22 protein-coding genes and 2 pseudogenes are annotated in these 21,350 nt (G+C 61.6%); 11 read left to right on the top strand and 13 right to left on the bottom strand.

The genetic code is table 11. The features are described 5' to 3' along the window. The 5 genes and pseudogenes from JWR98_RS02555 to JWR98_RS02535 form a co-directional block, all read right to left on the bottom strand. Nucleotides 1–119 (bottom strand): helix-turn-helix domain-containing protein (locus JWR98_RS02555; RefSeq protein WP_205489235.1); only part of this gene is annotated, 119 nt, incomplete at its 3' end. Nucleotides 120–298: 179 nt separating this feature from the next. Then, nucleotides 299–915 (bottom strand): annotated as a pseudogene (gene ycaC, locus JWR98_RS02550) (isochorismate family cysteine hydrolase YcaC). A gap of 28 nt (nucleotides 916–943) precedes the next feature. After that, a complete protein-coding gene (locus tag JWR98_RS02545) occupies nucleotides 944–2,782 on the bottom strand; it encodes an amidohydrolase (RefSeq protein WP_078732833.1) in 1,839 nt (612 codons plus the stop codon). Then, nucleotides 2,779–3,369, bottom strand: a complete 591-nt coding sequence (locus JWR98_RS02540; protein ID WP_078732832.1) for an antibiotic biosynthesis monooxygenase — start codon at nucleotides 3,367–3,369, stop codon at nucleotides 2,779–2,781. The genes JWR98_RS02545 and JWR98_RS02540 overlap by 4 nt, the downstream gene beginning before the upstream one ends. A 97-nt stretch (nucleotides 3,370–3,466) precedes the next feature. After that, complete coding sequence (locus JWR98_RS02535) at nucleotides 3,467–3,937, bottom strand: Lrp/AsnC family transcriptional regulator (protein WP_078732831.1); 471 nt, start codon at nucleotides 3,935–3,937, stop codon at nucleotides 3,467–3,469. 123 nt (nucleotides 3,938–4,060) lie between these two features. Between JWR98_RS02535 and JWR98_RS02530 the strand changes: the two genes are divergently transcribed. Together JWR98_RS02530 and JWR98_RS29215 are read left to right on the top strand one after the other, a co-directional pair. Then, nucleotides 4,061–5,281 carry a methionine gamma-lyase gene (locus tag JWR98_RS02530; protein ID WP_078732830.1) on the top strand — a complete coding sequence of 407 codons (1,221 nt, stop codon included), beginning with the start codon at nucleotides 4,061–4,063 and terminating at the stop codon, nucleotides 5,279–5,281. Nucleotides 5,282–5,333: 52 nt separating this feature from the next. Continuing rightward, nucleotides 5,334–5,471: pseudogene (locus JWR98_RS29215) on the top strand (toxin-antitoxin system HicB family antitoxin); the annotation flags it as partial. Here JWR98_RS29215 and JWR98_RS02525 read toward each other — a convergent pair. From JWR98_RS02525 to JWR98_RS02515, 3 genes are all read right to left on the bottom strand, one after another. Then, complete coding sequence (locus JWR98_RS02525) at nucleotides 5,472–6,644, bottom strand: MFS transporter (protein ID WP_078732829.1); 1,173 nt, start codon at nucleotides 6,642–6,644, stop codon at nucleotides 5,472–5,474. Between the two features lie 40 nt (nucleotides 6,645–6,684). Then, complete coding sequence (locus JWR98_RS02520) at nucleotides 6,685–8,040, bottom strand: MATE family efflux transporter (RefSeq protein WP_205489234.1); 1,356 nt, start codon at nucleotides 8,038–8,040, stop codon at nucleotides 6,685–6,687. A 75-nt stretch (nucleotides 8,041–8,115) separates the two neighbouring features. After that, nucleotides 8,116–8,934: an IclR family transcriptional regulator gene (locus JWR98_RS02515; RefSeq protein WP_078732827.1), complete on the bottom strand. Its 819-nt coding sequence runs from the start codon at nucleotides 8,932–8,934 to the stop codon at nucleotides 8,116–8,118. Nucleotides 8,935–9,174: 240 nt separating this feature from the next. Between JWR98_RS02515 and JWR98_RS02510 the strand changes: the two genes are divergently transcribed. From JWR98_RS02510 to JWR98_RS02480, 7 genes are read left to right on the top strand one after another with little or no spacing between them, the layout of a single operon-like run. Beyond that, nucleotides 9,175–10,203: an ABC transporter ATP-binding protein gene (locus JWR98_RS02510; RefSeq protein ID WP_205489233.1), complete on the top strand. Its 1,029-nt coding sequence runs from the start codon at nucleotides 9,175–9,177 to the stop codon at nucleotides 10,201–10,203. Further along, nucleotides 10,200–11,045, top strand: a complete 846-nt coding sequence (locus JWR98_RS02505) for an ABC transporter permease (protein ID WP_205489232.1) — start codon at nucleotides 10,200–10,202, stop codon at nucleotides 11,043–11,045. Before JWR98_RS02510 ends, JWR98_RS02505 begins: the two co-directional genes overlap by 4 nt. A gap of 4 nt (nucleotides 11,046–11,049) precedes the next feature. Next, nucleotides 11,050–11,844 (top strand): ABC transporter permease, encoded by a 795-nt coding sequence (locus JWR98_RS02500; RefSeq protein ID WP_078732824.1) that lies wholly within the window; start codon nucleotides 11,050–11,052, stop codon nucleotides 11,842–11,844. Continuing rightward, nucleotides 11,844–12,134 (top strand): (2Fe-2S)-binding protein, encoded by a 291-nt coding sequence (locus JWR98_RS02495; protein WP_078732823.1) that lies wholly within the window; start codon nucleotides 11,844–11,846, stop codon nucleotides 12,132–12,134. The genes JWR98_RS02500 and JWR98_RS02495 overlap by 1 nt, the downstream gene beginning before the upstream one ends. Next, nucleotides 12,131–13,474, top strand: coding sequence for an FAD/NAD(P)-dependent oxidoreductase (locus tag JWR98_RS02490; RefSeq protein ID WP_205489231.1), 1,344 nt, complete (start codon nucleotides 12,131–12,133; stop codon nucleotides 13,472–13,474). Before JWR98_RS02495 ends, JWR98_RS02490 begins: the two co-directional genes overlap by 4 nt. Further along, complete coding sequence (locus JWR98_RS02485) at nucleotides 13,471–14,568, top strand: NAD(P)/FAD-dependent oxidoreductase (protein WP_205489230.1); 1,098 nt, start codon at nucleotides 13,471–13,473, stop codon at nucleotides 14,566–14,568. Before JWR98_RS02490 ends, JWR98_RS02485 begins: the two co-directional genes overlap by 4 nt. Before the next feature lie 14 nt (nucleotides 14,569–14,582). After that, nucleotides 14,583–15,614, top strand: coding sequence for an ABC transporter substrate-binding protein (locus tag JWR98_RS02480; RefSeq protein WP_205489229.1), 1,032 nt, complete (start codon nucleotides 14,583–14,585; stop codon nucleotides 15,612–15,614). A gap of 45 nt (nucleotides 15,615–15,659) precedes the next feature. Here the strand turns inward: JWR98_RS02480 and JWR98_RS02475 are convergent, their stop codons facing one another. Then, entirely contained in the window at nucleotides 15,660–16,139 is a 480-nt protein-coding gene (locus JWR98_RS02475) for a hypothetical protein (RefSeq protein WP_256858185.1), read from the bottom strand. After that, complete coding sequence (gene ssp4, locus JWR98_RS02470) at nucleotides 16,136–17,059, bottom strand: Ssp4 family T6SS effector (RefSeq protein WP_205489228.1); 924 nt, start codon at nucleotides 17,057–17,059, stop codon at nucleotides 16,136–16,138. The genes JWR98_RS02475 and ssp4 overlap by 4 nt, the downstream gene beginning before the upstream one ends. 185 nt (nucleotides 17,060–17,244) lie before the next feature. On the opposite strand from ssp4, the gene JWR98_RS02465 reads away from it, so the two are divergent. Beyond that, the gene (locus tag JWR98_RS02465; RefSeq protein ID WP_078732818.1) at nucleotides 17,245–17,733 is read left to right on the top strand and encodes an Hcp family type VI secretion system effector; all 489 of its coding nucleotides are present in this window, start codon (nucleotides 17,245–17,247) and stop codon (nucleotides 17,731–17,733) included. Here the strand turns inward: JWR98_RS02465 and nadE are convergent. The 3 genes from nadE to JWR98_RS02450 are packed head-to-tail and all read right to left on the bottom strand — an operon-like array spanning nucleotide 17,723 to nucleotide 20,413. Further along, the gene (gene nadE, locus JWR98_RS02460) at nucleotides 17,723–18,535 is read right to left on the bottom strand and encodes an ammonia-dependent NAD(+) synthetase (RefSeq protein ID WP_078732817.1); all 813 of its coding nucleotides are present in this window, start codon (nucleotides 18,533–18,535) and stop codon (nucleotides 17,723–17,725) included. The genes JWR98_RS02465 and nadE overlap by 11 nt on opposite strands. Before the next feature lies 1 nt (nucleotide 18,536). Next, the gene (pncB, locus tag JWR98_RS02455) at nucleotides 18,537–19,754 is read right to left on the bottom strand and encodes a nicotinate phosphoribosyltransferase (RefSeq protein ID WP_078732816.1); all 1,218 of its coding nucleotides are present in this window, start codon (nucleotides 19,752–19,754) and stop codon (nucleotides 18,537–18,539) included. Between the two features lie 11 nt (nucleotides 19,755–19,765). After that, nucleotides 19,766–20,413, bottom strand: a complete 648-nt coding sequence (locus tag JWR98_RS02450) for a nicotinamidase (protein WP_078732815.1) — start codon at nucleotides 20,411–20,413, stop codon at nucleotides 19,766–19,768. Nucleotides 20,414–20,557: 144 nt separating this feature from the next. On the opposite strand from JWR98_RS02450, the gene JWR98_RS02445 reads away from it, so the two are divergent. Beyond that, nucleotides 20,558–21,250: an NUDIX hydrolase gene (locus JWR98_RS02445; RefSeq protein ID WP_078732814.1), complete on the top strand. Its 693-nt coding sequence runs from the start codon at nucleotides 20,558–20,560 to the stop codon at nucleotides 21,248–21,250. Nucleotides 21,251–21,350 lie beyond the last annotated feature (100 nt).

The following is a 21,350-nucleotide window of genomic DNA, read 5'->3' as shown; positions in this document are numbered from 1 at the left end:
AGTTGGATCAGTCGGCGACTGACGAACTGCTTGGACAGGCCCAGCTGTTCGGCGGCAGCGGTGAAACTGCCGGACTCCATGACCTGGCAGAACAGGCGCATGTCTTCGAAGGGGTTCATTGTCGCTTCTCAGTAGACATTTATTGGATTTATACATGGATAGTCGCAACACCACAAATCAAATGTGGGAGGGGGCCTGCTCCCGATAGCGGTGCGTCAGTCAAAACTGTGGCGACTGATACACCGCTATCGGGAGCAAGCCCCCTCCCACATTGATTATCTGCAGGCTTGAGAGCAGCTTACTTGGCAGTCAACGCCGAGTAGCTGTTCATCAGGTTGCGGTAGTTGGGGATGCGCGGCGACAGGAGGTTGGCCAGGCCTTCCATGTCGTTGCGCCAGTCAACTTGCAGCTCGCAGGCGACGGCGAACCAGTTGACCAGTTGCGCGCCGGCAGCGGTCATGCGCGACCAGGCCGCTTGTTGCACAGTTTCGTTGAAGGTACCGGAAGCGTCGGTGACCACGAACACCTCGAAGCCTTCGGCGAGGGCGCACAGGGTCGGGAACGCTACGCATACATCGGTCACCACGCCGGCGATGATGATCTGCTTGCGACCGGTGGCTTTTACCGCCTTGACGAAATCTTCGTTGTCCCAAGCGTTGATCTGACCTGGACGGGCGATGTACGGCGCGTCCGGGAACAGTTCTTTCAACTCGGGTACAACGGGCCGTTGGGGCCGCTTTCGAAGCTGGTGGTGAGGATGGTCGGCAACTTGAAGAACTTGGCCACGTCGGCCAGGGCCAACACGTTGTTCTTGAACTCGTTGGGGGAGAAATCCTGGACCAGGGAGATCAGGCCGGTCTGGTGATCGACCAACAGGACAACGGCGTCATCTTTGTTCAAGCGCTTGTAAGTCATGGGTTAACTCCTTCGTGGGTTTTAATAGTCAGAACGCAAAGCATGAGCAGCCAAACGCCCCCCAGAAACCCTGGAAGTCGCTGACCGGCACGCTGGAAAGGCGCGCTTTTTCATGGCTGTGGGAATGCACGCCGCAGGGGCCACTGCATTGGTGTACTTGAGCCTGCAAGGGCGAACTCGGGCGCCAGTGCCCCGGCACCTTGACCACCGGCGACCAGTCCGGCAGCACCGGCACGCGCGGCGGTGCGTAATCTTCGAAGTCGCCGGCGCCGTATACGACTTTTCCACCGACCACGGTCAGTACCGATTCAATCCACTTGATGGCTTCTTCATCGACGCTGAAAAAATCCGCCGACAGCGCGGCCACGTCCGCCAATTGGCCGACCTTGATCTGGCCTTTCTTGCCCTGCTCGGACGAGAACCACGCGCTGCCGTGAGTGAACAACTCCAGCGCGGTGAGGCGCGGCAAGCCTTCGGCGTGCAGTTCCAGGCCGCCGACGGTGCGGCCGCTGACCATCCAGTACAGCGAAGTCCACGGGTTGTAGCTCGACACCCGCGTCGCATCGGTGCCTGCGCCTACCGGCACGCCTTCGGCGAGCATGCGCTTGATCGGTGGCGTGGCTTCGGCGGCCTTGGCGCCGTAGCGCTCGACGAAGTATTCGCCCTGGAACGCCATGCGGTCCTGGATCGCAATACCGCCACCCAGGGCACGCACGCGCTCGATGTTTTTCGGGGTGATGGTTTCGGCGTGGTCGAAGAACCACGGCAGGCCATTGAACGGGATGTCGCGGTTGACCTTCTCGAACACATCGAGCATGCGCGAGATGGATTCGTCGTACGTCGCATGCAGACGGAACGGCCAGCGCTGCTCGACCAGATGGCGTACCACTGGCTCCAGTTCCTGCTCCATGGTCAACGGCAGGTCCGGGCGCGGTTCGAGGAAGTCTTCGAAGTCCGCCGCCGAGAACACCAGCATCTCGCCGGCACCGTTGTGACGCAGGTAGTCGTCGCCCTGATGCAGGGTGACGCTGCCGGTCCAGTTCTTGAAGTCGCTGAGTTCTTCCTGGGGTTTCTGGGTGAACAGGTTGTAGGCGATGCGCACCGTCAGCTGTTCATCCTTGGCCAGTTGCTCGATCACCGCGTAGTCATCGGGATAGTTCTGGAAACCGCCGCCGGCGTCGATGGCGCTGGTGAGGCCCAGGCGATTGAGTTCACGCATGAACTGACGGGTCGAGTTGACCTGGTATTCCAAGGGCAGTTTCGGGCCCTTGGCCAGGGTCGAATACAGAATCATCGCGTTGGGCCGCGCCACCAGCATGCCGGTGGGGTTGCCGTTGCTGTCGCGCACGATCTCGCCGCCCGGCGGGTTCGGCGTGTCCTTGGTGTAGCCGGCCACACGCAGTGCGGCGCGGTTGAGCAAGGCGCGGTCATACAAGTGCAACACGAACACCGGCGTGTCCGGCGCCGCCTGGTTGAGTTCCTCCAGGGTGGGCATGCGCTTTTCGGCGAACTGGAATTCGTTCCAGCCGCCGACCACGCGGACCCATTGCGGCGTGGGAGTGCGATCGGCCTGGTCCTTGAGCATGCGCAGGGCGTCGGCCAGGGACGGCACGCCCTCCCAGCGCAGTTCGAGGTTGTAGTTCAAGCCGCCCCGGATGAGGTGCAGGTGCGAGTCGTTGAGGCCCGGGATGACGGTGCGGCCCTTGAGGTCGATCACCTGAGTGCCGCTGCCCTTCAGGGCCATGGCTTCACCGTCGGTGCCGACGGCAACGAAGCGGCCCTGATGGATGGCGACGGCCGTCGCGCGCGGGTTTTCACGGTCCACGGTGTGGAATTGGCCATTGAACAGAATCAGATCGGCGTTCATAGGGTTTCCTTTACAGAGGCTTCGAGCCAGGGAGCGAACAGGCGGGTGGCGGCCGGCATCAGCAGGTAGACCACCAGCAGGACGATGGTCAGGGTGACCAGAAAGGTGGAGACCACGTAGTTGGAGAGGAACGGGTGCAGCCGCAGGATCGGGCCCCAGATAAAGGGCAGCAGCAGGGTTTGCGGCAAAATCACACACAGGCTGACCACCGCCTGCTTCCAACGGGGCGGCTTGGCGGCGCTGTCGGCCAGGGGCGAGAACCAGAACTCATTGGCCGCGCCGATTTCGGTCTTGTCGCCGTCGGCCAGCATGGGCGTGGCTTCGGCAATCAGGGTTTTGCGTTCGGCGGAGTCGAGCCAGGTTTGCAGGTCATCGGTGGAGCGGTAGCGCAATACACAGGTGAACAGCGTTAAGTTGTTCTGTTTGCTGCGCACTACATCCACGCCCAGATGGCCGGGACGCTCGCCGGCGATGCGCACGATGCGGCGAAGCCAGGCTTCATAATTGGCTTCCTGGCCTTGTTTGATCAGGTGTTTGACGACCAGGGTGACGACTTCGTCGGGCCCTGTTTTTGCTGCTGGGTCCATGGGGTGCCCCTCTGCCTTGATGTTTCAGCGATGAGGGGAGTTTGCGGCGGACGGGGGTGGGGAAAATTGGATGTACGTGCTGTTTGGGAAAAACCGACTACCCCGGCAACGGAATCACCCGTAATGCCCTCACCGACTTATAGGAAAAGCTCGAATAGATCTCCTTGACGCAAGGCAGTGTCTGCAGCACTTCCCGCGCAAATTCGCCAAACGACTCCAGATCCTTGGCCACCACTTCCAGCAAAAAATCATAGCGTCCCGACACGTTATGACACGCCACAATCTCGGGAATTTCCAGTAAACGTTGCTCGAACGCTCGGGCGATTTCCTGGGTGTGGCTCTCCATCATGATGCTGACAAACGCCGTCACCCCGTACCCCAGCGCCTTGGGCGAGAGGATCGCCTGGTACCCGCTGATCACCCCGCTCTCTTCCAGGTGGCGCACCCGTCGCCAGCACGGCGAGGTGGTCAGGGCGACGCGGTCGGCCAGCTCGGCCACGGTTAGACGGGCATTGCCTTGCAGGGCGTTTAATAAGGCTTTGTCGGTACGGTCCAGAGTGACGGGCATGATTTGCCTCTATTCGTGATTGTTTGCGCATTTTCATCCCGAGACACGGGAACTGTCGGCAAAGTTTGCAATATTCATCTGCGGTTATGAGCATAGCATTGTAGGAAATAAGGAGCGTCCGACATGAACAATAAACACCATGCATTCGGCTTTTCCACTCGCGCCATCCACCACGGTTACGACCCCAAGGATCACCACGGCGCACTCGTGCCGCCGATTTACCTGTCGGCAACGTTTGCCTTCCCCACCGCCGAATATGGCGCGGCCTGTTTTGCTGGTGAAGCCAGTGGCCACTTCTATACGCGCATTTCCAATCCGACCCTGGCGCTGCTCGAATCGCGCATGGCGGCGCTGGAAAACGGTGAAGCCGCGGTGGCATTCAGTTCCGGCATGGGTGCGATAGCGGCGACGTTCTGGACCCTGCTGCGCCCCGGCGATGAAGTGATCGTCAGCCAGACGCTCTACGGTTGCACGTTCGCTTTGCTGCACCACGGCATCGGCGAGTTCGGCATCAAGGTGCGGCATGTCGACCTCACCGACCTGGCCGCGCTGCAAGCCGCGCTCTCCCCCGCCACGCGCATGATCTATTGCGAAACCCCGGCCAACCCCACCCTGCAACTGGTGGACATCGCCGCGATCGCCGCCATCGCCCATCAGCAGCCGAATGTGACCGTGGTGGTCGACAACACCTACTGCACCCCCTACCTGCAGCGGCCTCTGGAGCTGGGCGCCGATGTGGTGGTGCACTCGGCCACCAAGTACCTCAGCGGCCACGGCGATATCACGGCCGGTATCGCCGTGAGCAACCAGGCCCTGGCCCAGCGTATTCGCTTGCAGGGCCTAAAGGACCTGACCGGCGCGGTGATGTCGCCCCAGGACGCCGCGCTGTTGATGCGCGGCCTCAAGACCCTGGCGCTGCGCATGGACCGCCATTGCAGCAACGCCCAGCGGGTGGCCGAAGCCTTGCAGGCGCATCCAGCCGTAGCCTGGGTGACTTACCCCGGCCTGCGCTCTTTCGCCCAATACGATTTGGCGGCGCGGCAGATGAGCCAGGCCGGCGGCATGATCGCCTTCGAGCTCAAAGGCGGAATCGCCAGCGGACGACGCTTCATGAACGCGCTCAAATTGTTCACCCGTGCCGTCAGCCTGGGCGATGCCGAATCGCTGGCACAGCACCCGGCGAGCATGACCCATTCCACCTACACCCCTGAAGAGCGCGCGCATCACGGCATCAGCGAAGGGCTGGTGCGCTTATCAGTCGGGCTCGAAGACGCCGCCGACCTGCTGGCGGACGTGCAGCAAGCCCTGGCCACCTGCACCCGCGCCCGTGCGATGACGCTTTAGAAGCATGGAGCGAGGTGTCATCAGGGGTTACATCAAACTCAGGAACGACTCACAAACCGGCCATGACCTGCACCTGGCAGCGGCCCTGGCAGCGAGCCGAAAGAAAGTGACGCTCAATGATCTGACTCGCCAGGCGTTGAGTGAGTTTTTGCAGCATCACTACGCGGATGCACACCCAGCCGCTGGCTGATTATCCCAACCGCCGATAACCCAACACCGCCGCTCCCAGCACCACCGCCCCCGCAACCAACGCTACCCAGAACCCGCTGGCGGCGCCGGAATGGTCGATCATCCAGCCGGAGCTGGCGGCACCGATGGCCACGCCGATGCTGAGGCCGGTGATCAACCAGGTCATGCCTTCGGTCAGGCGGCTCGGCGGCACGATCCGCTCCACCAGGGCCATCGACACAATCAGGGTCGGTGCGAAGAACAGCCCGGAGACGAAGATCGCCACCGCCAGACCCGGAATGTGGGTGACCAGCAGCAGCGGCAAGGTGGTCAACGCCGTGGCCACGCCACAGAACAGGAATTGCCGAGGCAGCGGCGCCTTGAGCTTAAGGGTGCCAAAAGCCAGGCCTGCCAGGCATGAGCCGATGGCGTACACCGACAGCACAATGCTCGCCGCCGCCGGTTGGCCCTGATGCTGGGCAAACGCAACGCTGACCACATCCACCACGCCGACGATCATGCCCATGGCCAGCAGCAGGATCATCAGGATCAGCACCGAAGGCGACGCAATCAGCCAGCCCGCGTGCTCATCCTGATGCACATGCACCGGTGGCTCGGTCGCGCGCTGCATCACGAAGGCGGTCACGCCCACCGCCAGCAACAGCGCCGCCACCAAAGGCCCGGCTTCGGGGAACAGCACTACACTCAGCCCCACTGAAATCGGCGGGCCGATGATGAAGCACACCTCATCGAGCACCGACTCCAGGGCAAATGCGGTTTGCAGCCTGGGCTGGCCGCGGTACAACTGCGTCCAACGCGCGCGCACCATGGCTGACATATTCGGCATGCAGCCGGCCAGGGCGGCGCACAGGAACAATGTCCAGTTCGGCGCCTGCAGGCGAGTGCACAGCAACAGCAGCAACAATGCGCCACCGCCGATCAGCGCCGCTACGGGCAACACCGTGCCCTGGCTGTAACGGTCCACCAGCCGCGACACCTGCGGCGCACAAAACGCCGTGGCCAGGGCAAACACCGCCGCCACCGCGCCCGCCAGGCCATAGCCGCCATGCACTTGGGAGAGCATGGTGATCAGGCCGATACCGGTCATGGACACCGGCATGCGCGCAAGCATGCCGGCCAGCACAAAGGCACGCGCGCCGGGCGCCTGGAACAACTCGGCGTAAGGGTTTGCCATGATTTGAACGCCTTTTGTCCTTAAATTGCGCAACCTTGTATCACAGCAACCGCTTGATCTGTTTATGCCGCCATACCAACCGATAATAAACAGTCTGCAAGGCCAGCATGGCCAGGTAGGTTACCGGAAACGCCATCCACACTCCTTCCAGGCCGAAGTGCGCGTTGAACAGGTACGCCATCGGCAGTTCGACGCCCAGCACGCAGAAGATCGAGATCGCCACCGGCATCAACACCACGCCGCTGGCGCGCATGATGCCGCCAATCACCGCCTGGAAACCAAACACCAGAATGCTCCAGAGCATGATATGCAACAGGTGCTCGGCGTTGACCCGCGCCGCGTCGTCGGTGATGAACAGGCCGAGCAGCCAGTGCGACAGCGCGTACCCCAGCACGATCAGGCCACCGGTGAGACAGGTGTTGATCACGAGCCCGGTGCGCAGGATCGGCCCAATACGTTCAAGGCGCCCCGCGCCAATGGCCTGGGCACCCAGGATCGAGGCGGTGATCGCAATCGACAGAGCCGGGAACTGCACGTAGTTGACGATCTGCGTCACGGCGCCATAGGCCGCCGTGGCTTGGGAACCGTGGCCGTTGACCAGCGCCAGAATGACCAGTTCCGAGAGTGACAACACCACCATCTGCAAGCCCGTGGGCAAGCCGATGCGCAGCACTTTGCCAAGAATGACGCGGTCCAGGCGCAAGGCGGCAAGCAACTCGCGATCCGGTGCCATGACGTGATCTTTATGGCGCAGGCGCAGTACCAGGAACAGCATCGCCGCAGCGTTCCCCACCAAGCCCGCGTACACCGCGCTTTGAATACCCAGGGTCGGCAGGCCGAGCCAACCGCGAATCAGCGCCGGGGTCAGCAACAGCCCGACCAGGGTCGAGACCATCAGCGCCAACAACGGCGAAATCGTATCGCTGACCCCACGCAATAACTGGGTGTACAGGATAAAGACCAGCAGCAGCGGCATGATCAGCATCATCATCTGCGCATACCCCACCGCATCGTCGAGCACATCGAGCGGCGTACCCAGGGCCTGCAAAGCGGGTCTGGCGAACACGCTGCCCAGCACCGCCGCCAGCAAACCCACCAGTGCGCCGAGGGTCAGGGTGGCACCGGTGATCTTCTTGACCAAACCAGTTTCCTGTGCGCCCCACGCCTGGCCGATCAGCACCGAGGCGCCCGCCCCCAGCCCGATCACCAGGGCGATAAAGAAAAATACGATGGGAAACATCCCCGACACCGCCGCCAGCGCCTGGGTGCCGAGCATCTGCCCAACGTAGATGCCGTTGAGGGTGCCGGAAAAGCTCTGCAGGAAATTGGACAGCACCATCGGTGCGAGAAAGATCAGGTAGATTTGCCACAGCGGGCGCTGCACAGGGCTTTGCATGAAAATCAGGGCCTCGGAAACAAAAGCATGCAGGCGTTATACCTTATTTGGATCCAATCAAACGGTTTCCATCACCTAGCCACCAAATGTCTGAGAGGGCCTGCGCAACGTCGGATCAAACGGATTGATCCGTGGCCCGATCGCCGCCGCTTCACGCTTGAGCAACTCCACCACCATCGGCAGCCGACCCGGCCCCAGCCGATCGCTGATGGTTGCCACACTCAACGCCGCCACCGCGTGCCCATCCCGATTGAGAATAGGCACCGCCAGGCCGGCCATGCCTTCAAGCACGCCGGTATTGCGCGCGGCATAGCCCAGGCGCCGCACGTTTTCCACTTCCGAGCGCAGCAGCACTTCGTCATACAGGTGAAAGTCCTTGAGCCGAGGCAGGTTGTAACGAATCACGGTTTCACGCTCCTCTTCCGGCAGGAATGCCAGGATCGCCAGGCTGCCCTGCCCCACCCCGAGCGCCACCCGCCCACCGATATCGCCGGTGAACGTGCGGATGGGGTACGGGCCTTCGCTGCGATCCAGGCAGATCGCGTCAAACCCACTGCGCGCCAGCAAAAACAGCGAGTCGCCCAACGATGCACTCAGGCGCAGCAGGCTCGGGCGCACCAGGTCGCGCAGGTTGCCGGTCTTGCCTGCATTGGCCGCCAGGGCGAAGAACTCAAGGCTCAGGCGATAGCGCTTGCTGCGTGCGTCCTGCTCGACCATGCCTTCGTCCATCAGGCTGCGCAGCAGGCGGTGGGTGGTGGGTTGGGACAGGCCGACCTGTTGGGCGAGCTGGGTCACGCGCCCACCGCCCTCGGGGATATCACCCAGAGCCCGCAACAAAGCAAACAGACGTGACACCCCGCCCACACCGACCTCATTCCGCTCAGTGGAATTCATAACGTTTTATTCCTGCATGGATTCTATTGAATGAATAAAACTGAAATTAGTAGTCCATTCAATGAAATTTCATCTTCCGCGCATCCTAGTCTTCGTCCTAATCTGCGTCCACAGGGGCGAAATGAACAACAACCGGCAGCCGACTTGAGATCGAGCGCCAACGCACCGGCAAGACCTTTTCGCATCTGCCCAAAACAAAAAAGCGCGTTTCGACGCGACTCAAAAAGGTGGAACGCAGGCATGGCATTTCTCCAACTCAACGCCTTGAGCAAACGCTACGGCGCCGTCGATGCAGTGGTCGCCACCGACCTTGCCGTGGAAAAAGGCGAGTTCGTCTCCCTGCTCGGCCCCTCGGGCTGCGGCAAGACCACCACCCTGCAAATGATCGCCGGCTTCGTCGATGTGAGCGGCGGCCAGATCCTGCTCGACGGGCGCGACATTACCCACGCCAAGCCCGCCAGCCGCGGCCTGGGCGTGGTGTTCCAGAGCTACGCCCTGTTCCCGCACATGACGGTGCGCGACAACGTCGCCTTTGGCCTGAAAATGCGCAAAGTGTCGGCCGCCGATATCGCCAGCAAGGTCAAGACCGTGCTGGAACTGGTGCGCTTGGCCCCCCATGCCGACCGTTACCCGCGCGAGCTGTCCGGCGGCCAACGCCAGCGCGTGGCCCTGGCCCGCGCGCTGGTGATCGAGCCGCCGGTGTTGCTGCTCGATGAACCGCTGTCCAACCTCGACGCCAACCTGCGTGAAGAGATGCAGTTCGAAATCCGCCGCATCCAGTGCGCCGTGGGCATCACTACCTTGATGGTCACCCACGACCAGGCCGAGGCGCTGTCAATCAGCGACCGCGTGGTGGTGATGCAGGCCGGGCGTGTGACTCAGATCGACGCGCCCTACACGCTGTACGAGCACCCGCGCACACGGTTCATCTCGGACTTCGTCGGCAAGGCCAACCTGCTGCCCGGCGATTACGATCAACACGGCGTTCCGCAAGTGCGTCACGCAAGCGGTGACGGCGAGCTGACCCTGAGCCTGCGCCCGGAAAAAATCAGCTTGGTCGACGCAGGTTCGGGTCGCCTGCAAGGCAGGGTGCTCGACCGCTACTTCTTCGGCAGCCAATGGCTGTACCGCATCCACACCGACCTTGGCGAAATCACCGTGGTGCGTGGTAACGACGGCAACGCGCCGCTGGCCAACGGCGCGGCGGTCGGCCTGGAGTGGCAGGCGCAGTTGCTGCGGGTATTGGCCGCGGATGAGGTGCCTGCATGAGCCGGGGCTATCTGCTGTCGCTGCCGGCGCTGGTGCTGTTCGCCGGGCTGCTGATGCTGCCGCTGGGCCTGACGCTGGTACTGTCGTTCAACGTGTTCGACTACCAGGTGGGCGTGAAGGCCGATGAATGGACGCTGGCCCATTACCTCTCACTGTTGAGCGATGCGTACTTTTACGAGATTTTCTGGCGCACCTTCTGGATCAGCGCGCTGGTGACCTTGCTCTGCGTGGTGATCGGTGTGCCGGAGGCTTACATTCTCAGCCGCATGGGCACGCCGTGGCGCTCGATTTTCCTGATCCTGATCCTCACCCCGCTGCTGATTTCGGTGGTAGTGCGCGCGTTTGGCTGGAGCCTTCTGCTGGGCGCCGACGGGCTGGTCAACCAACTGATCCAACTGCTCGGCGGGCGCCCGGTAAAGCTGCTGTACACACCGTTCGCGGTGATTATCGCGCTGGTCCACGTGATGCTGCCGTTCATGATCATTCCGGTGTGGACCTCGCTGCAAAAGCTCGACCCATCGGCCGAACAGGCGGCGTTGTCGCTGGGTGCGAGCCAGGCCACGGTAATGCGCAAGATCGTGTTGCCCCAGGTGATGCCGGGGGTACTGTCCGGCACCCTGATCGTGTTCGGCCTGGCCGCCAGTTCATTTGCGATCCCCGGTCTGCTGGGCGGACGGCGCCTCAAGATGGTCGCCACCGTGGTCTACGACCAGTACCTCTCGGAACTCAACTGGCCCATGGGCGCGACCATCGCGGTGGTGCTGCTGTTGGTCAATCTGTTGATCATGCTGAGCTGGAACCGCGTGGTCGAAAGCCGCTACAAAAAGTCCCTGGGGGTTTAAGCGCATGTCCAGAAACGGTCCTTTGGCCTTGGGTTTTCATACCTTGGTGGTGCTGTTCATGATGGCACCGCTGGTGGTGGTGTGCCTGGTGGCGTTCACCCCGGAAAATACCCTGAGTCTGCCGACGTCGGGCTTCTCCCTGCGCTGGTTCCGCGCGGTGTTCGAGCGCGCCGACTTTATCCAGGCGTTCTACAACAGCCTGATCCTGGCGTTTACCGCCGCGAGCCTGGCGACGCTGATTGCGGTGCCGGCCGCGCTGGCGATCAGTCGCTATCAATTTGCGGGACGCAATTTTTTCAGCGCGTTGTTCCTCTCACCGATCATCATTCCGCACCTGGTGCTGGGGGTGGCGATGCTGCGCCTGTTTGCGCTGATGGGCGTGAACGGCAGCTTTACCTGGCTGATGCTGGCCCACGTGGTGATCATCACCCCGTATGTGCTGCGCCTGGTGCTGGCCGCCGCCATCGGCATTGATCGCAGTGCCGAACAGGCGGCCGAATCCCTCGGCGCAGGGCGCTTTACCCTGTTTCGCCAGATCACCCTGCCGATGATCCTGCCCGGTGTGGCCGGTGGCTGGCTGCTGGCGTTCATCAACAGTTTCGATGAAGTGACGCTGTCGATTTTCGTCAGCTCGCCGGCCACGCAAACCCTGCCGGTGCGCATGTATGTGTACGCCACCGAATCCATCGACCCGATGATGGCGGCGGTGTCGGCGCTGGTGATCGCGCTGACGGCCGCGACCATGATTCTGCTCGACCGGGTCTACGGCCTGGACCGCGTGCTGGTGGGGAAACACTGATGGCCTTGTTCAAACGCTTGGCCGAGACCCAACGCCCTACCCTGGCGTTCACGCTGGACGGGCAACCTGCCACCGGCCTGCTCGGCGACACGGTACTGACCGCCGTACTGACCTGCGCCGAACACCTGCGCGGCAGTGATTTCAGTGCCGAGCGCCGTGCGGGGTTCTGCCTGATGGGCGCGTGCCAGGATTGCTGGGTACGGCTGGCGGATGGGCAGCGGGTACGCGCCTGTTCGACCTTACTGGAAGCAGGCCAGGCGATCAGCCGCGATCCGGGGCGCCAGGCATGAAACCGATTGTGATTGTGGGCGCGGGCCCGGCCGGTATCAGCGCGGCGCGCACCTTGCTCGACCATGGCCTCAAGCCCTGCCTGGTGGATGAGAGCCTGCGCGGTGGCGGGCAGATTTATCGGCGCCAACCCCAGGGCTTTCAACGCACCGCCAAGCAACTCTATGGTTTTGAGGCAAGCAAGGCCGAGGCTGTGCATCGCACCCTGGACGAGCTGGCGAGCTTGATCGACTACCGCCCCGATACCCTGGTGTGGAACGCCGAGGACGGTCGCCTGGACATGCTCAATAACGGCCGTGCCGAAAGCATCGAGTATGCACAGATCATTGTGGCCACCGGCGCCACCGACCGTATCCTGCCGGTGCCGGGCTGGACCTTGCCCGGGGTCTACAGCCTGGGCGCGGCTCAGATCGCGCTGAAGTTCCAGGGCTGTGCGATTGGCGAGCGCGTGGCCTTCTGCGGCAGCGGACCGCTGCTGTACCTGGTGGCTTACCAGTACGCCAAGGCCGGCGCCACGGTGGTGGCGGTACTCGACAGCGCACCGTTCAGCGCCCAATGCCGTGCGTTACCGGCTCTGCTTGGGCAACCGGCAACCCTGGCCAAGGGCGTGTACTACCGCGCCTGGCTGACGGCCCATGGGATTGCTGTGCATCAGGGTGCGACGCTCGAACGGATCGATGGTGAGCAGCGGGTCAGCGGCATTCGTTTTGGTGAGCGCAGCCTGGACTGCGACGCCGTGGCGTTCGCCCATGCGCTGCGCAGCGAAACGCAACTGGCGGATCTGCTCGGCTGCGAATTTGCCTGGAACGCATTGAACCGCGCCTGGCTGCCTCAGCGCGACAGCGCCGGGCGCAGCAGTATCGACGGGGTGTACCTGGCAGGCGACGGCGCCGGCATCATGGGCGCGGATGCCGCGCAAATGGCCGGTGAGCGCGCGGCACTGGCGGTGCTGGAGGATACGGGCATCGTGAGCGACCCTCGTCGCTCGGTCGTTCTGGAGCGGCAATTGGCAAGCATCCAGCATTTTCGCCAGGGCCTGGAAACCGCGTTCCCCTTCCCCGAGCAATGGGCGGCGCGGGCGCCGGATACGCTGATTGTGTGCCGCTGCGAAGAGGTCAGCGCGGGCGATGTGCGCACGGTGGTGGATGAAGGCCATTGGGAAATCAACCGGGTCAAAGCCCATTGCCGGGTGGGGATGGGCCGCTGCCAGGGCCGTATGTGCGGGTTGGCGGCGGCGGAGATCGTGGCCGAGCGCAGTGGCCGCGCGATCGAAAGCGTGGGTCGCCTGCGCGGCCAGGCACCGATCAAGCCGCTGCCGTTCGGCGTGCAGGTGCGACCATGATCGACGTGATCGTATTGGGCGGCGGGATTGTCGGCGCGTCGGCGGCATTGATGCTGGCGCACAAAGGCCAGCGTGTGGCGCTGGTCGAGCGGGACTTCTGTGGCTCGCACTCCAGCGGCGTGAACTACGGCGGCGTGCGCCGCCAGGGACGGCCGTTGCATCAGTTGCCGCTGTCGCAGCGCGCCCATCAATTGTGGGCGGACTTGCCGGGGTTGATCGGCATCGACGGTGAATATGTGCGCTCCGGGCATTTGAAGCTGGCGCGCTGTCATGCGGATTTCGCCGCGCTGCAGGCCTACGCCGAGCAGACCTGCGGCTTTGGCCTGGGCTTGCAACTGCTGGATCACGCCGAGCTGCGCGCACGTTTCCCGTGGGTCGGGGATGTGGCGGTTGGCGCCTCGCTGTGCCCCGAAGATGGGCATGCCAACCCGCGCCTGGTATCGCCTGCCTTTGCGCGCGCGGCCCGCAGGCTGGGTGCGTCAATCTTCGAGCAAGCCGAAGTGATTCGAATCGAACACGACGCCAACCTGTTCCACGTGAATTGCGCCAACGGCCTGCACCTGCAAGCGCCGTGGCTGCTCAATTGCGCCGGGGCCTGGTCCGGTGCTGTCGCGGCGCAGTTTGGCGAGCCGGTGCCGATGACCTCGGCACACCCGGCGATGCTGGTGACCGAGCCGTTGCCGCTGGTGATGGACGTCAGCACCGGCGTCGAAGGCGGCGGGATCTATGCGCGCCAGGTCGCCCGGGGCAATTGCATCCTCGGCGGCGGGCGCGGCTTTGCTCTGGGGCCCCTGCAGGCCCGGCCGGGCCAGGCGGCGGTCCTGGATATTCTGCGCAACGCCGCCGAGCTGTACCCGTTTCTCAAGGGGGCCCAGGCCATTCGTACCTGGAGCGGCACCGAAGGTTATCTACCCGATCACGAACCGGTGATCGGTCCCAGCAGCACCCGACCTGGCCTGCTCCACGGTTTCGGCTTTGCCGGCGCCGGGTTCCAGCTGGGCCCCGCCGTCGGCGAAGCCCTGGCAGAGATCGTCTGCGAAGGCGCCAGCCGCCAACCCATCGAAGCGTTTTCCATCCGTCGTTTCCAAGCCTGAGAGGAAGAACATTCATGAATACTCGTATTGCGTTGTCCTGCTTGTCCCTCGCTTTGCTCGCGTCCACCGCCCACGCCGCGCCGACGCTGTACCTGGGCATGAACGGCGGCACCATGGAACGGGTGTACGCCGACAAGGTGCTGCCCGCGTTTGAAAAAGCCAATAACGTCAAGGTGGTGATCGTGCCCGGCACCTCGTCGGACATTCTCGCCAAGGTCCAGGCCAACAAGGACAACCCGCAGATGCACGTGATGTTCCTCGATGACGGCATCATGTACCGCGCCATCTCCATGGGCCTGTGCGATAAACTGGCGCCCAGTCCGTCCCTGGCGCAGATCCCGGCCAAGGCAAAGATCAAGGACGAAGCGGTGGCCGTGACCCTGGGCGTCACCGGCCTGGGCTACAACGCCAAGATGTTCAAGGAAAAAGGCTGGGCCGCGCCCACCTCGTGGATGGATCTGGCCGACCCGCGTTTCAAGGAAAAAGTCGTGTTCCAATCCCTGGCCTCGTCCACCTTCGGCCTGCACGGCTTCCTGATGTTCAACCGCCTCCAGGGCGGCGATGAAACCAACGTGGAACCGGGGTTCAAGGCTTGGCCAAACACCGTCGGTCCCAACGTGCTGGAATACATCGCCAGCTCGGCGAAAATCTCCGAGATGGTGCAGACCGACGAAGCGGCGATCTTCCCGCTGACACCAACCCAGGTCGCCACCCAGAAGCTGCTCGGCGTCCCCATGGAATATGCCCAACCCAAGGAAGGCGCCGTGGTGCTCAACGTGGCCGAATGCGTGATCGCGCGCAACGACCAGCCGGAACTGGCGCAGAAACTCGCGGCGTTCCTGATTACCGCCCAAGCCCAGGCACCGGCGCTGGAAGAAGGTGACCAGATCCCGTCCAACCCGACCACGCCCACCACCGACAAGACCCGTGCACGGGTGGAGGCGATGCAGGGTTACTTGCAGACGGCGATTTCGATCGATTGGGACCAGGTGAACCAGGCACGTCCGGAGTGGAATGCGCGGTGGAGTCGGTCGATTGAGCGGTAGGCTGGCATAGCGATCACTCCCACGTGGTTTACGTGGGAGCTCCGCTTACCTTGCCCTGCGCGCCCTGGCGTTGAGTTTATTGGAATATTTTTTATAGATCGCTCTCCCCGCATTCCGCTGAATGCGGACCTCAAACAATTTCTGCCGCATTTCTCGATGACGGTCAGTATTGAGCAGAAGTAACCCCAGGAGGGGAAACACCACCCCTAGAGAAAACGCCACGGTATGCGGGCGGTATTGAATCGTCGATATCACTAGCATCAAGCAGAAAGCGAAATAGCCCATTAACAAACCAGCCGCCCATGGGCGCCCTCTCGCAATCATAAAATTGACAAATCCGAAAAAAAACGTCAGCGACAGTAGTCCCCAACCAGATAGTTCAGTTCTCAATGGCTGGTCAAGCTCGCGCAGATAGATTTCGTCAATCAGAACAGTCAGCATGGCTGTTGAGAAGATAGCCATGAATATCGTGCCCATGAAAACCGGAAAGTAACGAGTGAGGTAGCTAATAAGTGACTCATTCACTCTGCAATCTCCTCGTACAAACCAATTACAATCGTCGCTGCACTTCCAACGTGACCATTTTGGTAACTTCCGGCCAGGCCCAACATCCCACCCAAAACATCTTTTAACTGAGTCAACGTGGCATGACGCATCTGGTCGGAACTGTAACGCTTCGGCAGTCGCCCCGCGCGCCGCTTTAACTTGAGTATCTTGGTGGTCAAGCCAGGATCTCTCAGGGTCAACAGTTCATTGGTCAGTTTTTTGTGCTCTTGGCGTGTCAGACCTTTCAAGAGCTCATACCAACTTTTACCTAATGATTTCTTGCTCGCTTTCAGAAGTCGCACGGTGGTCGACGTACCCGTGCCAATCCCTATAAGCGAAACGCCATCGAGTATCGGAGAAACAGTGTTGTACCAGTCGGAATCATCCATATGATCGTTTTCGGCTGGACGGTATTGTTCGTTGAAGGTCCTAACCGCCCCGATCGCACATTGGGCAGAACTGGCAATTGCCGCTGAGACGCCCGCTGCAACGACAAAACTGCTGACTCCCGCTGTAAACGGAATCGCCACCGAGCCACTCAGCACAACAATCCAACCTAACACTGCAGCCCCGCACGACAAGGACATATTGATCGCCTCGAACACAAGCTGCGACTCCCTCGGTTCATGCTCCAACTGCCGCACAAAATCCAACCGCGCCATCGACCTCGGCATTTCCCGCAAAATCACGCGTTTGGGTAACACACTGCAAATCGGCTGAAACTCGCGCAACGTCACCGGCCACAACTGGGCGTCGAGGTAAACCACCCCTGCCCCGGCAATCGCAGGATCAGCGTCGATCACAGCAAACAGTCGACGCAGATCAATGCTGCTCTCCACCCGCTCACGGGTGGTGAGGTGGGCCTTGGGGAAACCGTCCTTTAATACGCTGGTCCTCATACTTTTACTCCTGAACTCACAAGAGCGCAGAGCGTAAAGAATCAATATCCGGCAAGAATGTAGGAAAGCTTCCTTTTTCAAGACAGGCACTTCCCATTCTGGCTTCAGCGTCTTGTGGTCAATCGTTCAAATGAGAAAAGTACGCCCCGCGTCACTACCGACGAACGATCAGACAAGGAGCGAACATGGCGATTGATATGTTTTTGAAGCTGGGAGATATCAAGGGCGAGTCCAGGGACCAGGCGCATCGTGATGAAATCGATATCACCCGCTGGGGTTGGAGCCTGTCTCAATCCGGCTCCATGCACAGCGGCACGGGCGGCGGCGCGGGCAAGGTCAATATGGCGAATATCGCGATTGAGAAGACACTGGATAAATCCACGCCAAACCTGATGATGGCCTGCGCAACCGGCAAGCATTACCCCGAGGCACGTATCGTGGTGCGCAAGGCGGGAGGTGACAGCAGTGTGGAGTACCTGGTGATCACGTTGAAGGAAGTCATGGTTGCCACTTACGACACGCGTGCAGCGGCAACCAATGACGTACTCACGGAGGAAGTCAGTCTTAACTTCGCCAAGGTTGAAGTCAGTTACCAGCCGCAAAAAGCCGATGGCGCAAAAGATGGCGGGCCCATCAGGTTCGGCTGGAACATTCGCGAAAATATCAAGCTGTAGGCACGACAGGCAGTGCGCGCTTGTGCGCTGTCTTGCGGTACGCCTCCTCGACAATCGTCCTCACCCGCTCACTCACCGGCTCGCCCATCAGGTACGCATCAATCTCGTCGTACGAACAGCCATAGGCATGCTCATCCAGCTTGCCAGGCGCCAGTTCTTCGAGGTCGGCGGTGGGGTGTTTGCGCACCAGGGTCGCCGGGGCGCCGAGGGCGCTGGCCAGCAGGCGTACCTGGGTCTTGGTCAGGCCCGACAGCGGCGCCAGGTCGCAGGCGCCGTCGCCGTATTTGGTGAAGAAGCCCATCAGCGCTTCGGCGCCGTGGTCGGTGCCGACCACCAACCCGTTGTGCAGGTTGGCCACGGCGTACTGCGCGATCATCCGCGTGCGTGCCTTGACGTTGCCTTTGATGAAATCCAGCTGGGCAGCGCTGGCTTCGGCGGCCGACAGGCTGGCCATCAGGCCGTCTACGCTGGCGGCGATATTAAGGGTGTCGATGTGGTCCGGGACGATGTAATCGAGGGAAGCCTGGGCGTCGCTTTCATCAGCCTGGGTTTTGTAGGGCAGGCGCATGGCGATAAAACGCGCGGCGTAGTCTTCGCTGCGCAGTTGCTCCACCGCCAATTGGCACAGGCGGCCAGCCGTGAGGGAGTCCACACCGCCGCTGATGCCGAGCACCAGGGCCGTGCAGCCGGCCTGACGCAACGTGGTCTTGATGAAATCGATGCGCCGTTGGATTTCCTTGGCTTCACCGCCCTTCACCAGGGTGCGGTCGATATTCAGTTCCTGCGCGATACGGTCTTGCATGTCACACCTCCACGTTGCCGATGTTGAATACCTGGGCTGCATACTGCAAAAACGAGGCGTCTTCGCAGACGTTCTTGATCGGATCATCCGAGAATTTCACCACCGGCTCGCCGTGGACCCGCACCAGTTTCATTACGATGCTCAGGGGTTGCACTCCCTCCACATCGCACGCAAGACTGGTGCCCATGCCGAAGCCGAACTTGGCCTTGCCACGCACATGGCGCAGGATCGGCAGGCATTTCTCGAAGTTCAGCCCGTCCGAGAACATAAGGTCTTTGGTCATCGGGTCGATACCGAGTTCCTTGTATTTGGCCAGCACTTTGTCGGCCCAGGCGATGGGGTCGCCGGAGTCCTGGCGCAGACCGTCGTATAGCTTGGCGAAGTACAGGTCAAAGTCCTTGAGGAAAAAATCGGTGCTGATGGTGTCGGTCAAGGCCACACCCAGGCGGCCCCGGTATTCACGCACCCAGTTTTCCAGGCCGGCGTTCTGGCTTTCGCGCAACCGGCCCAATTGCTGGTGCACCATCATCCACTGGTGAGCCATGGTGCCGATCAGCGGCAAGTCGAATTCGTAGGCCAGGTGCGCGTTGCTGGTACCGACGAACTGGCCGGGGAAGTCGCGGCGCATGATGTCCACCACTTCGCGCTGGGCCTTGAATGACAGGCGACGGCGGGTGGAAAAGTCCGAGACACGCAGGTCGGCGAGTTCCTCGCGGCTGAGGTTTTTCTCCAGCCAGTCGAACTTCTGGTAGAGCTTGCGGGTGACGTCTTCCAGGGTGACGTCGGGGTATTTGTCGCGGTTACGCAACTCGCTCACCAGCGCCAATACCGGCTGTTCGAACATGATGCAGTGCAACATCGGGCCGATCACACGGATGTTCAGTTGGCCGTCAATTTCACTGACGTGGATGTAGCGCAGGTCGAAACGGAACAGGCCAAGGAAGCGCTCGTAGTCCGGGGTGAGGTATTCGCGAAAGCGCGGGTTGAACAGAAAGCGCAGCTCGCCTTCACGCATCTGCAGGCTGGCGAGTTTTTCCAACTCGTCGCGCAATTGCGGGATCAGATGGCCGAGTTTTTCCCTGGAGCGGACGATGAAATTGTATTCCACATCCACATTGGGGTGCTGGTGCAGCACGGCCTGCATCATGGTGAAGGTGTAGTAGTCGGTATCGAGCAAGCCCTGGATCACCGGGGATTCGTAGTCGTAGGCACTTTCCATGGTGTTTCTCCTCAACGCGCGGCCATCGCGGCCAGTTCTTCGCGGGTGCTGCTGATGACAGCACCTGCCTTGAGCAACTCATTGACAGCCTGTACACCGCCCTCCTCGCTGATACCGCGGCAGGCCGGCAAGTGCAGGACCACTTCCAGGCCGGCCTTGAGCAATTGCAAGGCGGTGGTCTTGACGCAGTAGTCCAGGGCCAGGCCACCGACAATCACGCGGACCACGCCTTGAGCCTTGAGGTACTCGATCACGCCGGTGGACAGCTTGTCGTGCAGGTCGTGGTAGCAGGCGCCGTAGGGGTGCAGGTCGGGTTCGACGCCCTTCCAGACGAAGTAATCGTAGTCATACGGCGTGGGCAGTTCGTCGAGCAAGGTGAAGCCTTCGGTCCCCGGTACGCAGTGGCTGACCCAGGTGAGATCGGCGTGTACCAGCCCGGTGGGTTGCAGCATGTCGGCGGGTTGCTTGACTACCCAGGGCGCCTGGGGCGTGTGCGCGTCTTTGCTGCCGACGCGGTGCCCGGCAAGGCTGGCCATGTAGTTGAGTTCGGCGCCGATCTGGTCACCACCGGCCACAGGCAACTCATCGGGGCACAGCGGCGTGAAGCTCTTCTGGGCATCGACGTCGAATGAAGCAAGGGCGGTTTTCGCGAGGGTCATGATGGTTCTCCTATGGCCTGAGACAAAAGTACACGTCATGTACTTTCAATGCAAGAAACATTTATTTACCTATGCTGGAGCAAGTACATGACATCGCTGTTCGATCCGTTAGACTGTGCCCATTGCCGTTCGGAAGGACTTCCCATGCCACTTAGCGCCTACCTCCACACCGTCGACCTGTGCGTAGTGTTTTACTGCCGCGCCTCGGGCGAACTCAAACTGCTGCTGAACAAACGCGACGCCGAGCCCTTCGCTGGGCATTGGGCGCTGCCCGGCGTGGTGGTCAATGGCGGCGTGCAAGATCTGAGCCTCAAGGATGCCGTGGAACGGTTGCGCGCCAGTGACAAAGTCGGCCTGACCCTGGCCTGGAGCGAGCAGGTGGGCACGGTGGGCGACGCGTTTCGCGACCCGCGCTGCTGGTCGTCGTCCACGTTCTACCTGGCGATCGTGGCGGATGAGGTGACACTGGGCGAGCATCAGGCCTGGTTTTCACTGAACGCGGTGGCGGACGGCAGTCTCAAGTTGCCGTTCGACCACAACCTGATCGTGGCGGCTGTGCAGGAGCGGCTGTTGTCCAAGTCGCTGTACAGCAGCTTGCCGCTGATGTTCCTGGGGGATGAATTCAGTGCGCCGGAGGCGACCGCGATCTTCTCCCTGGTGCTGGCGCGGCCTGTGCTGAAGACCAGTATTCGCCAGCGGTTGCTGAAGCTGACCGAGGCGGGATATTTGCGTGAGACGGGGCGCAAAAAACAGGGTGAAGGCGGCAGGCCGCAGGCCACGGTGGAGAACCTGAGGCCCGGAGAGATCTATTTCTTTGATCGAAGTTTTGCTGAGTAGCCTCGTACTTGCGGCCCATGGAGATCAAATGTGGGAGGGGGCTTGCCCCCGATGCGGTGGATCAGTCTATACATGTACTGACTGTCACACCTATATCGGG

Source organism: Pseudomonas lactucae (genome assembly GCF_016937615.1).
GTDB lineage: Bacteria > Pseudomonadota > Gammaproteobacteria > Pseudomonadales > Pseudomonadaceae > Aquipseudomonas > Aquipseudomonas lactucae.
Note: the sequence above shows the minus strand (reverse complement) of the source record. Positions and strands in the feature narration are given on the sequence as shown.